A 12,605-nucleotide genomic window follows, 5' to 3' on the forward strand; every position below is an offset into this window, starting at 1 on the left:
ACAGACTACGTGGGTTCAACTCAGACTTCGCAGGACGGCAAAGGACGCTCAAGCTGTGCATGTGGTGATCATGGGGTGTGGCCGGGTCGGCGCCGCGCTCGCCCAGCATCTGTCCTCGCGGGACCACTCGGTCGCGATCATCGACCAGAACCCGGAGGCGTTTCGGCGGCTGGGCGCGGAGTTCGAGGGCCAGTCCATCACGGGCGTCGGCTTCGACCGGCAGATCCTCACCGAGGCGGGCATCGCCCGCGCCGACGCGTTCGCGGCGGTGTCCTCGGGCGACAACTCGAACATCATCGCCGCGCGGGTGGCGCGCGAGCTGTACAACGTCAAGACCGTCGTCGCCCGCATCTACGACTCGCAGCGGGCCATCGTCTACGAACGGCTGGGCATCCCCACCATCGCGACGGTGCGCTGGACGGCCGACCGGTTCCTGCGGTACCTGCTGCCGGACGAACAGACACCGCTGTGGCGCGACCCGACCGCGACGGTGTCGCTCATCGAGGTGCCCGTCGACCCGACCTGGATCGGCCGCACCGTGCACGGCCTGGAGAAGGCCACCGGCGCCCGCGTCGCGTACCTGATGCGCTTCGGTCTGGGCACGCTGCCCACCGAGTCCACGGTCCTGCAGGACGGTGACCAGGTGTTCATGCTGGTGACCGACGAGATCAAAGCCTCGGTCCGTTCGGTGGCCGCCACCGCCGTTGAAGGGAGCGACTGATGCGCGTCGCCATCGCCGGAGCCGGAAACGTCGGACGGTCCATCGCCACCGAGCTCATCGGCAACGACCACGAGGTGCTGCTCATCGAGCGGTCGCCGAAGATGTTCGCCCCCTCGCGGGTCGGCAGCGCCGAATGGCTGCTGGCCGACGCCTGCGAGCTGTCGAGCCTGCAACAGGCCCGGATCCAGGACTGCGACGTCGTCGTGGCAGCGACCGGCGACGACAAGGTGAACCTGGTGGTGTCCCTGCTGGCCAAGACCGAGTTCGCGGTCCCCCGCGTCGTGGCCCGCGTCAACCGCGCCGAGAACGAGTGGCTGTTCACCGAGCAGTGGGGTGTCGACGTGTCGGTCAGCAAGCCCCGACTGCTGGCGGCACTGGTCGAGGAGGCCGTCAGCGTCGGCGACCTGGTGCGACTGCTGTCGTTCCGCCAGAGCCAGGCCAACCTCGTCGAGATCACGCTGCCGACCGGAGCCCCGTACGTGGGCCAGACGGTGCAGCAGATGCCGCTGCCCCCGGACGCCGCGCTGGTGGCGATCCTGCGCGGCAAGCGCGTCATCCCGCCGTCCCCCGACGACACCGTCGAGGCGGGCGACGAGCTGGTGTTCGTGTGCACCGAGGACGCTGAGGACTCGGTCCGCGAGGTCGTCCTCGGCAAGTACCGGAACTGACGCCCCCGGGGGCCGCCATCCTCCTCCCCACCTTCGACGGTAGTCCCGTCTGGCTGAGAGCAGGCTTGGCCAGCCTTAGCTGGCCTTCAGCTTGAGGGTCATTCCCGGGTGGGTCTTGCGGACGACCGCGATCGAGATCAGGATCAGCAGGCCAGTCACCGGGTAGCCGCCGACCAGGGTCACCACGCCCAGCGCGGTGTCCATGTCGCCCAGGCGAAGCCACAGCCGCAGCAGGTTCTTGGCCAGGAACACCACGCCCCACAGCATGGTCAGCCAGCCGAAGACCCGCACCAGGCGACGGTCCTCGCGCCAGGCGTGCTTGCCGCCTCCGGCGATGATGGACCAGAACCAGCCCACCAGCGGGTGCCGGACCGCCACCGAGCCCATGAGCACGGCCGCGTAGGCCAGGCCCTGGATGATGCCGGGCCAGTAGAAGTCGCCCTCGTCGCCGCTGCGCCAGGCCAGCCAGGCGCCCAGCGCGATGCCGAACAGGCCGTTGACGGCGTGCCGGATCGACTCCTTGCGGATCAGCCGCAGCACCGCGATGGCCACCGCCGTGCCGACGGCGAAGCCGATCGCCCAGTACAGGGCCTCCCAGATCACGTTGATCAGGACGAAGACGCCGACCGGGATGCCCGATTCGACCAGCCCCCGCACTCCCCCCAGTTGCTGGGCGACCTGTTCGGTCATGGGCGGCAGGTCGTCGTCATCGCGTGGGGCTGAGGGACGCGGCTGGGGTTCACCGCCGTCGTCGACGAGTCCGGCTCGCACGCGCGATTCCTCGGACATGACTTCCCTTCCTGTTTCAGCCACCCGTGTCGGCGATCTCGTACCACGGGTTGTAGATAACCCTACGGTCCTCGTCACGGATCGCTACCCGCCCGGCCGCGATGAGGCGGCGTCCGGGTTCGATTCCCACGATACGGCGGCGGCCCAGCCAGGCCAGGACCACCGTCGAGGTGCCGTCGTACAGTTCGGCCTCCAGCACCGGCATGGTCGCCACCGGCGTGAAGGTGACCGTGGTGATGCGTCCGGAGACCTTCGCGACCACTCCCCGCTCCAGCGAGTCGCAGCTGCGGCAGCCCGACTTGGCGCTCTCGGCGCGCACCTGGTCGGCGTACAGGTCTTCTTCGCTGGCGGTGAGACGGCGCAGGATCTCGGCCCAGCGGCGTCGGTTGTGCTCCGGCATCGGTCCGGTCGCTTCGCGTGGTCTCAGCGCTTGCGCGGTTTGGGGGACGGCTTGCGTTTGCGGGCTCCGGCGCGTTCGGCGCCGTTGGCCTTGGCGGGTGCCTCGGTCGCGGCCGCGCTCTCGGCCTGCTTCTTCTGCTGCTCGGCCATCTCGGGCGTCAGCCGCAATGTCAGCGGCTCGCGCACCGGCATCGCCTCCACGCCACGGTCGACGACGACGCCCCGCAGGCACTCGTCCAGGACCGGCGCGGCCTCGGGGTCGGTGGCGCAGGCGCCCTGGAACATGACCCGCAGGAACCAGCGGGGGCCGTCGATGCCGACGAAGCGGATCGTCACGGTGTCGTTCTGACCGGCGGGCTGCTGGGCCCGCAGTTCGGCGCCGTAGGGGCCGTCCTCGATCTCCTCGACCTTGCCGCCCTGTTTGGACAGCGATTCGGCCAGTTCGGCGCGTACCTCGTCCCAGATGCCCTCGGTGCGGGGCGCGGCGCAGGCCAGCAGCCGCATCACGCTGTCCTCGGTGGAGATGACGACCTCGGGGCGGGTGTTGCCGCGTTCGTCGCTGGCGACGCCGACCTTCAGTCCGGCCAGCGCCGGGATCCGCATGCTGCCCAGGTCGAGGTGCTGCTCGTCGTCTTCGGGAGCGTCGGCGGCGTCGTAGGGCCCCGTCGTCGCTTCGGGGGCGGCGTCGTCTTCCACGACGTCGACGGTCTCTTCGACGGCTTCTTCTTCCTGGCGCCGACGCTTACGTCCAAACACAGTTATTCTCCATCTTTCCCATGGCCGGTAGCGGCCATGTTCATCGATCCGGTCGACTGTGGGAATCCACCGGTCGATCCGTGCCCCGCCGCACCGCGTTCCGAGGCGGGAAGTTCGTCCACTTCGTGAAAACCGGCCCGCTCCACCCGCTGGACGACCAACTGCGCGATGCGGTCGCCGCGGAGCAGGGTCACCGGCTGGGTCGTGTCGGTGTTGACGAGGTTGACGCGAATCTCACCGCGGTAACCGGCGTCGACCGTACCGGGCGCGTTGAGCACCGTCACACCGCATCGAGCGGCCAGACCGGAACGGGGGTGTACGAGTCCGACATATCCGGTCGGCAGCGCCACGGCGACCCCGGTGGGGACGAGCGCGCGCTGTCCCGGCGCCAGGGTCACGTCACCGGCGGCGTACAGGTCGGCGCCCGCGTCGCCGGGTTTGGCGTATTCGGGCAGGGGTAGCCCCTGGTCAAGTCGACGTACCTGCACCGTGACGTCGTTCGCGCTCACTCTTGCCGTCCCAGATTCTCAAAGTTGGCTGCCGGTAGGCTCGGCCACATGGCCTCCGCAGACCGTACCGCCTTCGACGAGCGGCTCACCGTCCCACTGTGGTGGTGGCCCATCGCCTTGCTCGTGGCCAGTGGCCTGGCCGTGGAGATCGGGCTCGGTGTTCCGGGCTTGGTGACGTGGTTGCCCTTCACCATTCTGCTCCCGGCGACGGTGGCGCTGTTGTGGTGGGCCGGGCGAATCCGCGTCCGGGTCGACGCGGAGGAGTTCCGGGTGGACGACGCGCGACTCCCGCTGGAATGCGTGGGCACGGTCGAGGTGCTGCGCGACTCCCGGGTGCGCGACGCCCTGTCGGCGCAGTTGCATCCGCTGGCCTTCGTCATCCAGCGGCCCTGGGTCCGCTCGGCGGTGCGCGTCGAGGTCGTCGACGACGAAGATCCCACCCCGTACTGGATCGTCTCTACCCGCCGGCCGGAGCGGCTGCGGGACGCGCTGACTCGCGCCGAGACGGATTCCGATTCCCCCCGGCGCGAGCCCTCCAGCTCGGCGCGTTCGTGACCGCCACCCGCGTGACGGCCCCCGGCGGCCGCCTCACGCGGCGCAGTCACGGCAGATCAGCTTGCCCTTCTTCTGGGAGGCAAGCTGGCTGCGATGGTGGACCAAGAAGCAGCTCGAGCAACGGAATTCGTCGTTCTGCATCGGCAAAACCTTCACCGTCAACTCTTCGTCGGCGAGATCAGCTCCAGGCAGCTCAAAATTCTCTGCGACCTCAGCCTCGTCAACATCCACACTGCCCGATTGCGCGTCGGCGCGGCGCGCCTTCAGCTCTTCCAGACTGTCATCCCCAGATTCCTCGGTGTCGCGGCGCGGCGCGTCGTAGTCGGTAGCCATAACCTGTTTCACTCCCACTGTGGTTGGTTAACCTAGCCGCGAGGAGTTCCCGCCCCAACGGACTCCTCCCCGCGAGCGCGGTACCTTACCTCGCTCGCGGATCCTCTATACGTCGGGTACCCGACAGTTGTTCCCAATGTGATCCAGGCGACATTGTCGGGGTCCATAAACCCGATTTCCGATCAAGTTTCGGCACACGATAGCCTCATCGGCAACATCCGACGCGGGGAGGCAGAGTGCGTATAACGCAAGTCCGCGCCTTGATCGTCGTGGGAGTCCTCATACTGATCGCGGTGTCGACATCGTGGTACGCGATCGCGAACGACTCCCAGACGGCGGCAGGCCGCGAGAATTGCGAGCCCGGTGACATACCGGTCGACGTCACGCTGCCCGAACCCCACCAAGTCAGCGTGAAGGTCCTCAACGCCACCAACACCTCCGATCTGGCCGGTTCGGCCGCCGGATCGCTGAAGGAGTACGGCTTCAAGATCGAGGACACCGGTGAATCCAAAAAGGATGAGGGCAAGAGTTCGGTAGAGATCCACTATGGCCCGAAGGCGCTGGGCGGTGGGCATCTGCTGCGTTCCTACTTCGCCGACGACACCGCCGTCTTCGACCTGAAGAACGAGAACGACTTCGTCGAGATCATCCTGTTCGACGGGTTCCAACAGGTCAACACCGAAAGCGACGCTCGCAACGAGGTCGGCATCATCGGCCGCCCGGAAGCCCCCGAAGGAACCTGCGCGATCGAGTAATGGAAGAATGTCCGCGAAACGACGCGCCGACTTCGTTGAGTTCCAATGTCCCCCAACACCTTCGCGGGACAATGGCATTGGTGGTGGCTATTCCGTGAAACGCAGCGTTACAATTCACGCCTGCCCGCGCGGCCAAAAGACGCCACGAGGGTTCACAAGCCAAGAAATGCCAGACCCGACCGGTGCGTATTCTCACCGGGTCCGGTCTTGCCCGCCCAAAAGCCTCGGAAGGTAGTTCGTGACAGACGCGAGCCCCAACGGTACTGATGTCCGTTCACTCACGGAATCGCTGCTCCAACTGGCAGGCGAACGGGGTGGTCAACTCGCCTCCGCCGAGGTTGCCACATTCCTTGAGTCGGCGCAGGTGGCCCCGGCGCAGGGCAAGAAGATCCTGCGCGCCCTGGCCAACGCCGACGTGACCGTCGTCGTGGACGACTCGGCCAAGCCGCGCCGTGCGGTTCCGGCGGCGCGCTCGGCGACCGCCGCCTCCAAGGCGACCACGGCCAAGGCCGAGACCAAGCAGCCGGCGGCGAAGAAGGCGGCCAAGAAGGCCACCAAGGCCGCGGCCAAGAAGACCACCGCCAAGAAGAAGGCGACGGACGAGGCCGCGACCGACGCCGAGCTCACCGACGTCGAGCAGGCTGACGGCGAGGCCAAGACCGCGGCCAAGAAGACCGCGGCGAAGAAGACCGCCAAGAAGGCCACCAAGGCCGCCGTCAAGAAGACGGCGAAGAAGGCGACCGCCAAGAAGGCCACCGACGCCAACGGCGACGAGGAGCCGACCGCCGCCGACCTGGCCGCCGCCGAGGGCGATGACGACCTCGCCGCCGAGGCCGCCGCCAAGAAGTCAACCCGCAAGTCCGCGAAGAAGACCGCCAAGAAGTCGTCCAAGAAGGACGGCAAGAAGGACGAGGACGGCGAGGGCTCGGACGGCTTCGACTGGGACGACGAGGACTCCGAGGCGCTGAAGCAGGCCCGCAAGGACGCCGAGATGACCGCCTCGGCGGACTCGGTACGCGCCTACCTCAAGCAGATCGGCAAGGTGCCGCTGCTGAACGCGGCCCAGGAAGTCGAACTGGCCAAGCGCATCGAGGCGGGTTTGTACGCCGTCGAGCGGCTGCGTCAGCTCAAGGAGGCCGGCGAGGAGATCCCGACCCAGGTCCGCCGGGACCTGGAATGGGTCACCCGCGACGGCGACCGCGCCAAGAACCACCTGCTGGCCGCGAACCTGCGGCTGGTGGTGTCGCTGGCCAAGCGCTACACCGGTCGCGGCATGGCGTTCCTGGACCTGATTCAGGAGGGCAACCTCGGCCTGATCCGCGCCGTGGAGAAGTTCGACTACACCAAGGGCTTCAAGTTCTCCACCTACGCCACCTGGTGGATCCGCCAGGCCATCACCCGCGCCATGGCCGACCAGGCCCGCACCATCCGGATACCGGTGCACATGGTCGAGGTCATCAACAAGCTGGGCCGGATCCAGCGCGAGCTGCTGCAGGACCTCGGACGCGAACCCGCGCCGGAGGAACTGGCCAAGGAGATGGACATCTCCCCGGAGAAGGTCCTGGAGATCCAGCAGTACGCGCGCGAGCCGATCTCGCTGGACCAGACCATCGGCGACGAGGGCGACAGCCAGCTGGGTGACTTCATCGAGGACTCCGAGGCGGTCGTGGCCGTCGACGCGGTGTCGTTCTCGTTGTTGCAGGGCCAGTTGCAGCAGGTGTTGCAGACCCTGTCGGAACGTGAGGCGGGCGTGGTACGGCTGCGCTTCGGTCTCACCGACGGTCAACCGCGCACTTTGGACGAGATCGGGCAGGTCTACGGAGTGACGCGGGAGCGGATCCGGCAGATCGAGTCCAAGACGATGTCGAAGCTGCGGCACCCGTCCCGCTCCCAGGTTCTGCGCGACTACCTCGACTAGAAATGTCGCAGACAGGGGGCATAATCGACGGTGCATCTGCGGTATGCAGGAACGACCGTGTCGTCGGGTTGTCGAAGCGGTCGTCCGTCGGATACCGTGATCTGCCTACGGCTCTGCCGGAGGTGAGTTACCGATTGTGAGACCCGTCGCGACCGGGAAGCCCCACGGTGGCGCGCGTGTTGCAGGATGAAGTTCGATCGAACCCCTCGCGGGGTAAGAGCAGTATTAGTGTCAACTGTGACGAAACATCACAGCCGAAGGAGAGGCCATGACACCCACCCTGACGCCCCCACCCGAGACGCAGGCACGCCCGGTCTCCGGTGAGCGCTGCGACCGGTGTAGCGCTTCGGCGAAGCTGCGCATCACCCTCGCTGGCGGAGACGACCTCGTTTTCTGCGGTCACCACGCCAACAAGTACGCCGAGAACCTCGCCAAGATCGCGGTCGACTTCATCGCCGACGCGGAGTTCGACTGGCGCGGAAGTGACATGCTTGCCTCCAAGAACTAAGCGTTGACAAGCTTTTAGGCGCGGCTGGACTTCACACGGGTCCGGCCGCGCCTTTATGGTGCCCGGCTGTTTCGGCCGGGCTTTTTTGTGTCGGGTTATCACCCGAAAGGATGGTTGGGCGGGAGAATTTTCTCAGAGGTCCTTGATGGCCTCGATGCGCTGTTCGAGTTGTTCGATGGTGGCCTGGGCGCTGGGGGGACCGCCGCAGCGGCGGCGCAGTTCGGCGTGGATCTTGCCGTGCGGGACGTTGGTGGCGTGGTGCTGGGCCGAAACCAGGGCGTTGAGCTGCTTGCGCAACGCGATGCGGCGTTCGGCCGCCGACAGCGGCCGGGTCTCGGTCTTGACGCTGGCCTGAGCGCCCGGGCGGGCGGTGGACAGTTGGTCGGCCTGGCGTTTCTGCAACAGCATCGAGACCTGCTCGGGGGTGAGCAGGCCCGGCAGGCCGAGGAACTCCTCCTCCTCGGGGGAGCCGGGCTGGATCGGGGTGCCGAAGGAGGCCCCGTCGAAGATGACCTGGTCGAGCTCGGCGGTCGCCGCGAGGGTCTCGCGTTCGCCGCGCAGACCGTCGGGTTCGTCGCGTTGGCGCTGCGCCTCGGCGAGCAGGTCCTCGGGGTCGGTGTCGGTCTCGGGGGCGATGACGTGGTCGCGGTCGGCCTCCAGTTGGGCGGCCAGCTCCAGGATGGGCGCGACACTGGGCACGAACACCGAGGCGGTCTCGCCGCGGCGGCGGGACCGCACGAAGCGTCCGATGGCCTGGGCGAAGAACAGCGGGGTGTGGGCGTTGGTGGCGTAGACGCCCACCGCGAGCCGCGGGATGTCGACACCCTCGCTGACCATGCGCACGGCGATCATCCAGCGTTCGTCGGATTCGGTGAACTTCGCGATCCGGTCGCTGGATCCGGCGTCGTCGGAAAGGACCAGGGCGGGACGTTCACCGGTGATGGTGCCCAGGATCTTGGAGTAGGCGCGGGCCGAGTTCTGGTCGGAGGCGATGACCAGGCCGCCCGCGTCGGGCATTCCGGCGGCCCGCAGCGCGTTGAGGCGCGAGTCGGCGGCCCGCAGCACCTGCGGGATCCACTCCCCCAGCGGGTCCAGGGCGGTGCGCCAGGCCTGCGCGGTGAGGTCCTTGGTGAGCGGTTCGCCCAGCCGCACCGACAGCTCCTCGCCCGCGCTGGAGCGCCAGCGGGCCTGGCCGGAGTAGGCGATGAACATGACGGGGCGGACCACGCCGTCGGTCAGGGCGTGGGTGTAGCCGTAGACCGAGTCGGGGCGGGACCGCAGACTGCCGTCGGCGCCGTGCTCGTAGGACACGAACGGGATCGGGTTGTCGTCGGAGCGGAACGGGGTACCGGTCAGGGCCAGACGGCGCACGGCGGGCGTGAACGCGGCCTGCACGCCCTCGCCCCAGGAGCGGGCGTCACCGGCGTGGTGGATCTCGTCCAGGATCACCAGGGTGGGCCTGGCCAGGGTCCGGCGTTTGTGGACCGACGGGTCGGCGCCGACCTGGGCGTAGGTGACCACGGCGCCGTGGAAGTCGTTGGACAGGAAGACGTCGGCGTTGCGGAAGGTGGGGTCCAGGTTGATGCCCACCCTCGCCGCGGCCTGCGACCACTGTGTCTTCAGGTGCTCGGTGGGTGCCACGACCGTCACCTGCGACACGATGCCGCTGTCCAGCAGGTCCAGGGCGATCCGCAGCGCGAAGGTGGTCTTCCCGGCTCCGGGGGTGGCCACGGCGAGGAAGTCCTCGGCGGCGTTGCGGTGGTACGCGACCATGGCCTTGCGCTGCCAGGTCCGCAATGGAGGCAATGAGTCCCGGTCGATCACGGGCATGGTCCGCCGCACTCCCATCTGTTGTCTTCGCGCACGCCGCTGCCCCCGCTGAGCTCGCGGGCTCCTTGCGAGGGCAGGTTTCTCAGATTAGCGAGCCTACCGTTCCAAGATGATGGTGCGCGGGCCAACGTTGATGCTGCTCACCAACATCATGGCTCCGAACCGTCCGGTCTCGACCTTGGCGCCGAGCTCGCGGAGGCTGGCGATCACCGCTTCGACCAGCGGTTCGGCGACCGGTCCGGGGGCGGCGGCGCCCCAGCTGGGTCGGCGGCCCTTGCGGGTGTCGGCGTAGAGGGTGAACTGGCTCACCACGAGAATCGGGGCGCCGAGATCGGAGGCCGACCTCTCGCCGTCCATTATGCGCAGTTCCCAGATCTTGCGGGCCATCGCCGCGGCGTCGTCGGCGGTGTCGTCGTGGGTGACCCCCACCAGGACCAGCAGTCCGTCGCTGATCTCGCCGACCGTCTCGTCGTCCACCGTCACCGCAGCCTGGCTGACGGTCTGTACCACTGCTCGCATGCCGACCATCTTGCCGCGTGCTCATGAATACCCGCCCCGGGGTGGCGATCGGGCGCGTGCGGTGGGAGGCTGGCGGTATGGCCCAGTCGCACGCGAAACCGGCGCTCATCACCGACGCCGAGCAAAGCCGCCACGAGCAGCTGCGCAGCCGCCAGATCCGGTACGGGGTCATGATGGGGATCCGGGCACTGCTGTTGATCATCGCCACCGTCCTGGTGATGGCCGAGGTTCCGCTGCTGTGGCTGTGGTTGTCGGCCTGCGCGGTGGGTATGGTGGTGCTGCCCTGGTCGGCGGTGCTGATCGCCAACGACCGTCCCGCCAAGAAGCAGCACCGGATGCGGCGCTTCGGAGCCTCCAAAGCCGAGGAACCCGAAGCCCGACGGCTGGACAGCGCCGAGGCCAAGGTGATTGACATCGATTCGCCGGGCGATGCCACTCCGTGACAGACTAGTTTCCCAAGACAACCGGCAGACGACTCAAGGCTTGACGATGACTGAGACTTTCCAGGGTGACGGCGGCACGATCCTCAAGGAGCAGACGAGCCCCGACTACCGGATGGACGAGGGCGACGAGGATCGGTTCGCGCACTACGTCCCCAAGGACAAACTCATGGAAGCCATGGTCACCGGCACCCCGATCCGGGCGCTGTGCGGCAAACTGTGGATCCCGTCGCGCGACCCGGAGCGCTTCCCGCTGTGCCCCATGTGCAAAGAGATCTTCGAATCCATGAAGGGCGACGACTAGGGGCGGTCCTGCCCGTAGTGTCGGCACGGGGGCGTCTTGTTCTTTCTGTGGCTCAACCTCGCCGGGACCATCGTGTTCGCGGCCTCGGGCGCGGCGGCGGCCGTGGCCAAACGGCTGGACCTGTTCGGGGTGGTGGTCGTCGGTGTCGTGACCGCGTTGGGCGGCGGGGTGTTCCGTGACGTCGTCATCGGACGGATTCCGCCGCTGGCGTTCACCGACTGGCGGTACCCGACCGCCGCCGCCGTCACGGCGGCGCTGGTGTTCTGGGTGCACGCCCAGGTGTTCCGGTTGCGCCGCACCATGTTGACGCTGGACGCGGCCGGGCTGGCGCTGTTCACGGTCGTGGGCACCACGGCGGCGCTGGAGGCGGGGGTGCCGTGGCTGGGGTCGTGCGTGATCGGGACGATCACGGGCGTCGGCGGCGGGGTGCTGCGTGATGTTCTGACGGCCCAGATCCCGGCGGTGCTGCAACGGGAGATCTACGCGGTGGCGTCGATGTCCGGTGCCACCGTCATCGTGTTGGCCAACTACTTCTCGCTGGGCACGATCTGGACCTCGCTGGCCGCCGCGGCGCTGGTGTTCGGGCTGCGGCTGTTGTCCTCGTGGCGCAACTGGTCGGCGCCGGTGCCGAAGACACCCAAGATCTAGTCGTCAGTGGATGGTCGTGATCGCCAGGAACGGCGCCACGATGAGACCGGCGGCCAGCAGGTAGGCGCTGACGCGCCAGCGCCGGGATCGGTCGGGCGGGCACAGCAGCCGTCGCACCCGTTGCAGGACTCCGCCGCCGTCGACGGCGATCGCGCCCACCGGGGTGGCGGCGCGTCCGGCCGCGGCGGTGCCGATGCGGGCCAGCGCCGAGGCCAGCGTCGCCGGGGACACCTGGGTGGCGGCCCGGTCGTCGGCGACCATCTCCAGCAGCGTCGCGACGCTGGAGCGGGCCCGGCGCACGCCCGGGAACCACGGCAGCGCGGTCACCCACGCGAAGAACGGCAGCGCCACCAGGTCGTGGCGTTCGACGAGGTGGGCGTGCTCGTGGGCGAGCACGGCGGCCAGTTCGTCGTCGTCGAGGGCTGACAGGGCACCGGTGGTGAACACGACCCGGGGGGCGTCACGGCCGACGCCGCCGGGCAGGCAGTAGACGGCCGCGGCCGGGTGTTCCAGGACGTGGCCGTGGCCGGGCCGGGTGGCGGGCCAGGGGCGCGACACCAGGCCGACCAGGTCGCGGTGGCGACGGCGGGCGGTCCAGGTGCGCCAGATGGTCACCGGCATGACCCCGGCCAGCCGGAAGGTGATGGCCATGGCCATGCCCAGCAGGATCAGGTGGAAGGTCTCCAGGCCGCCGGTGAGGTCGCCGGACCACACGGTGGCCAGCCAGGTCATGGCGGCGTCCCACGGGGTGTCGCCCAGCGGGGCCAGCGCGGTGGCGATCGCGACGCCCAGGACGCTGACGCCGCCGGCCAGGCCCACGGCCTGCCACAGCACCAGCGCGGCCCGGGGTTCGCGGCTGGGCCAACTCGCTCGTTCCAAAATGGCGGGTATCGGTCCCAGGAGCGCGATGGCCAGCGCTCCCAGCACGACGATGCTGACCCAGGTCGGCATCG

The 12,605-nt window shown here is 68.4% G+C and carries 17 protein-coding genes; 9 read left to right on the forward strand and 8 right to left on the reverse strand.

From position 1 onward, the window contains the following. Nucleotides 1-55 precede the first annotated feature (55 nt). The gene (locus SNAS_RS22355) at nt 56-721 is read left to right on the forward strand and encodes a potassium channel family protein (RefSeq protein ID WP_013019743.1); all 666 of its coding nucleotides are present in this window, start codon (nt 56-58) and stop codon (nt 719-721) included. Further along, nucleotides 721-1,389 (forward strand): potassium channel family protein, encoded by a 669-nt coding sequence (locus tag SNAS_RS22360; RefSeq protein WP_013019744.1) that lies wholly within the window; start codon nt 721-723, stop codon nt 1,387-1,389. Before SNAS_RS22355 ends, SNAS_RS22360 begins: the two co-directional genes overlap by 1 nt. Nucleotides 1,390-1,464: 75 nt before the next feature. On the opposite strand, the gene SNAS_RS22365 is transcribed toward SNAS_RS22360, so the two are convergent. Genes SNAS_RS22365 through dut form a run of 4 tightly spaced genes read right to left on the reverse strand, consistent with a single transcriptional unit; the run spans nt 1,465 to nt 3,842 of the window. Further along, nucleotides 1,465-2,178: a DUF3159 domain-containing protein gene (locus SNAS_RS22365; protein WP_013019745.1), complete on the reverse strand. Its 714-nt coding sequence runs from the start codon at nt 2,176-2,178 to the stop codon at nt 1,465-1,467. 16 nt (nt 2,179-2,194) lie between these two features. Then, a complete protein-coding gene (locus SNAS_RS22370) occupies nt 2,195-2,578 on the reverse strand; it encodes an OB-fold nucleic acid binding domain-containing protein (RefSeq protein ID WP_013019746.1) in 384 nt (127 codons plus the stop codon). 23 nt (nt 2,579-2,601) lie between these two features. Beyond that, nucleotides 2,602-3,333 (reverse strand): DUF3710 domain-containing protein, encoded by a 732-nt coding sequence (locus SNAS_RS22375; protein WP_013019747.1) that lies wholly within the window; start codon nt 3,331-3,333, stop codon nt 2,602-2,604. A gap of 2 nt (nt 3,334-3,335) precedes the next feature. Continuing rightward, nucleotides 3,336-3,842 carry a dUTP diphosphatase gene (dut, locus tag SNAS_RS22380; protein WP_013019748.1) on the reverse strand — a complete coding sequence of 169 codons (507 nt, stop codon included), beginning with the start codon at nt 3,840-3,842 and terminating at the stop codon, nt 3,336-3,338. A gap of 48 nt (nt 3,843-3,890) precedes the next feature. On the opposite strand from dut, the gene SNAS_RS22385 reads away from it, so the two are divergent. Continuing rightward, on the forward strand, nt 3,891-4,397 hold the full coding sequence (locus tag SNAS_RS22385; RefSeq protein ID WP_013019749.1) for a DUF3093 domain-containing protein: 507 nt from the start codon (nt 3,891-3,893) through the stop codon (nt 4,395-4,397). 33 nt (nt 4,398-4,430) lie between these two features. Here the strand turns inward: SNAS_RS22385 and SNAS_RS22390 are convergent, their stop codons facing one another. After that, entirely contained in the window at nt 4,431-4,730 is a 300-nt protein-coding gene (locus tag SNAS_RS22390) for a DUF4193 domain-containing protein (RefSeq protein WP_013019750.1), read from the reverse strand. 236 nt (nt 4,731-4,966) lie between these two features. On the opposite strand from SNAS_RS22390, the gene SNAS_RS22395 reads away from it, so the two are divergent. The 3 genes from SNAS_RS22395 to SNAS_RS22405 all read left to right on the forward strand — a co-directional run bounded on the left by SNAS_RS22395 (nt 4,967) and on the right by SNAS_RS22405 (nt 7,911). After that, nucleotides 4,967-5,485 (forward strand): LytR C-terminal domain-containing protein, encoded by a 519-nt coding sequence (locus tag SNAS_RS22395; protein WP_013019751.1) that lies wholly within the window; start codon nt 4,967-4,969, stop codon nt 5,483-5,485. A 238-nt stretch (nt 5,486-5,723) separates the two neighbouring features. Next, the gene (locus tag SNAS_RS22400; protein WP_013019752.1) at nt 5,724-7,403 is read left to right on the forward strand and encodes an RNA polymerase sigma factor; all 1,680 of its coding nucleotides are present in this window, start codon (nt 5,724-5,726) and stop codon (nt 7,401-7,403) included. Nucleotides 7,404-7,671: 268 nt separating this feature from the next. After that, nucleotides 7,672-7,911, forward strand: a complete 240-nt coding sequence (locus SNAS_RS22405; protein WP_013019753.1) for a DUF7455 domain-containing protein — start codon at nt 7,672-7,674, stop codon at nt 7,909-7,911. Between the two features lie 132 nt (nt 7,912-8,043). Here the strand turns inward: SNAS_RS22405 and SNAS_RS22410 are convergent, their stop codons facing one another. Together SNAS_RS22410 and dtd are read right to left on the reverse strand one after the other, a co-directional pair. Next, complete coding sequence (locus SNAS_RS22410) at nt 8,044-9,741, reverse strand: DEAD/DEAH box helicase (RefSeq protein ID WP_013019754.1); 1,698 nt, start codon at nt 9,739-9,741, stop codon at nt 8,044-8,046. Nucleotides 9,742-9,837: 96 nt separating this feature from the next. Then, a complete protein-coding gene (gene dtd / locus SNAS_RS22415) occupies nt 9,838-10,260 on the reverse strand; it encodes a D-aminoacyl-tRNA deacylase (protein ID WP_041626686.1) in 423 nt (140 codons plus the stop codon). A 77-nt stretch (nt 10,261-10,337) separates the two neighbouring features. Between dtd and SNAS_RS22420 the strand changes: the two genes are divergently transcribed. Genes SNAS_RS22420 through SNAS_RS22430 form a run of 3 tightly spaced genes read left to right on the forward strand, consistent with a single transcriptional unit; the run spans nt 10,338 to nt 11,652 of the window. After that, the gene (locus SNAS_RS22420; protein WP_013019756.1) at nt 10,338-10,703 is read left to right on the forward strand and encodes a DUF3099 domain-containing protein; all 366 of its coding nucleotides are present in this window, start codon (nt 10,338-10,340) and stop codon (nt 10,701-10,703) included. Nucleotides 10,704-10,749: 46 nt separating this feature from the next. Continuing rightward, nucleotides 10,750-11,004 carry a DUF3039 domain-containing protein gene (locus SNAS_RS22425; RefSeq protein ID WP_013019757.1) on the forward strand — a complete coding sequence of 85 codons (255 nt, stop codon included), beginning with the start codon at nt 10,750-10,752 and terminating at the stop codon, nt 11,002-11,004. A gap of 36 nt (nt 11,005-11,040) precedes the next feature. After that, entirely contained in the window at nt 11,041-11,652 is a 612-nt protein-coding gene (locus SNAS_RS22430) for a trimeric intracellular cation channel family protein (protein WP_013019758.1), read from the forward strand. 3 nt (nt 11,653-11,655) lie between these two features. Here SNAS_RS22430 and SNAS_RS22435 read toward each other — a convergent pair whose 3' ends face one another. Then, nucleotides 11,656-12,603, reverse strand: coding sequence for a M56 family metallopeptidase (locus tag SNAS_RS22435; RefSeq protein WP_013019759.1), 948 nt, complete (start codon nt 12,601-12,603; stop codon nt 11,656-11,658). Nucleotides 12,604-12,605 lie beyond the last annotated feature (2 nt).

The sequence above is a fragment of the Stackebrandtia nassauensis DSM 44728 genome (assembly GCF_000024545.1).
In the GTDB taxonomy this organism is placed as follows: domain Bacteria; phylum Actinomycetota; class Actinomycetes; order Mycobacteriales; family Micromonosporaceae; genus Stackebrandtia; species Stackebrandtia nassauensis.

Excerpts from the sequence above, each read along its gene's own strand:
- SNAS_RS22360 (WP_013019744.1), top strand. The coding sequence starts at position 721 with ATGCGCGTCGCCATCGCCGGAGCCGGAAACGTCGGACGGTCCATCGCC.
- SNAS_RS22365 (WP_013019745.1), bottom strand. The coding sequence starts at position 2,178 with ATGTCCGAGGAATCGCGCGTGCGAGCCGGACTCGTCGACGACGGCGGT.
- SNAS_RS22370 (WP_013019746.1), bottom strand. The coding sequence starts at position 2,578 with ATGCCGGAGCACAACCGACGCCGCTGGGCCGAGATCCTGCGCCGTCTC.
- SNAS_RS22385 (WP_013019749.1), top strand. The coding sequence starts at position 3,891 with ATGGCCTCCGCAGACCGTACCGCCTTCGACGAGCGGCTCACCGTCCCA.
- SNAS_RS22390 (WP_013019750.1), bottom strand. The coding sequence starts at position 4,730 with ATGGCTACCGACTACGACGCGCCGCGCCGCGACACCGAGGAATCTGGG.
- SNAS_RS22405 (WP_013019753.1), top strand. The coding sequence starts at position 7,672 with ATGACACCCACCCTGACGCCCCCACCCGAGACGCAGGCACGCCCGGTC.
- SNAS_RS22410 (WP_013019754.1), bottom strand. The coding sequence starts at position 9,741 with ATGCCCGTGATCGACCGGGACTCATTGCCTCCATTGCGGACCTGGCAG.
- dtd (WP_041626686.1), bottom strand. The coding sequence starts at position 10,260 with ATGCGAGCAGTGGTACAGACCGTCAGCCAGGCTGCGGTGACGGTGGAC.
- SNAS_RS22420 (WP_013019756.1), top strand. The coding sequence starts at position 10,338 with ATGGCCCAGTCGCACGCGAAACCGGCGCTCATCACCGACGCCGAGCAA.
- SNAS_RS22425 (WP_013019757.1), top strand. The coding sequence starts at position 10,750 with ATGACTGAGACTTTCCAGGGTGACGGCGGCACGATCCTCAAGGAGCAG.
- SNAS_RS22435 (WP_013019759.1), bottom strand. The coding sequence starts at position 12,603 with ATGCCGACCTGGGTCAGCATCGTCGTGCTGGGAGCGCTGGCCATCGCG.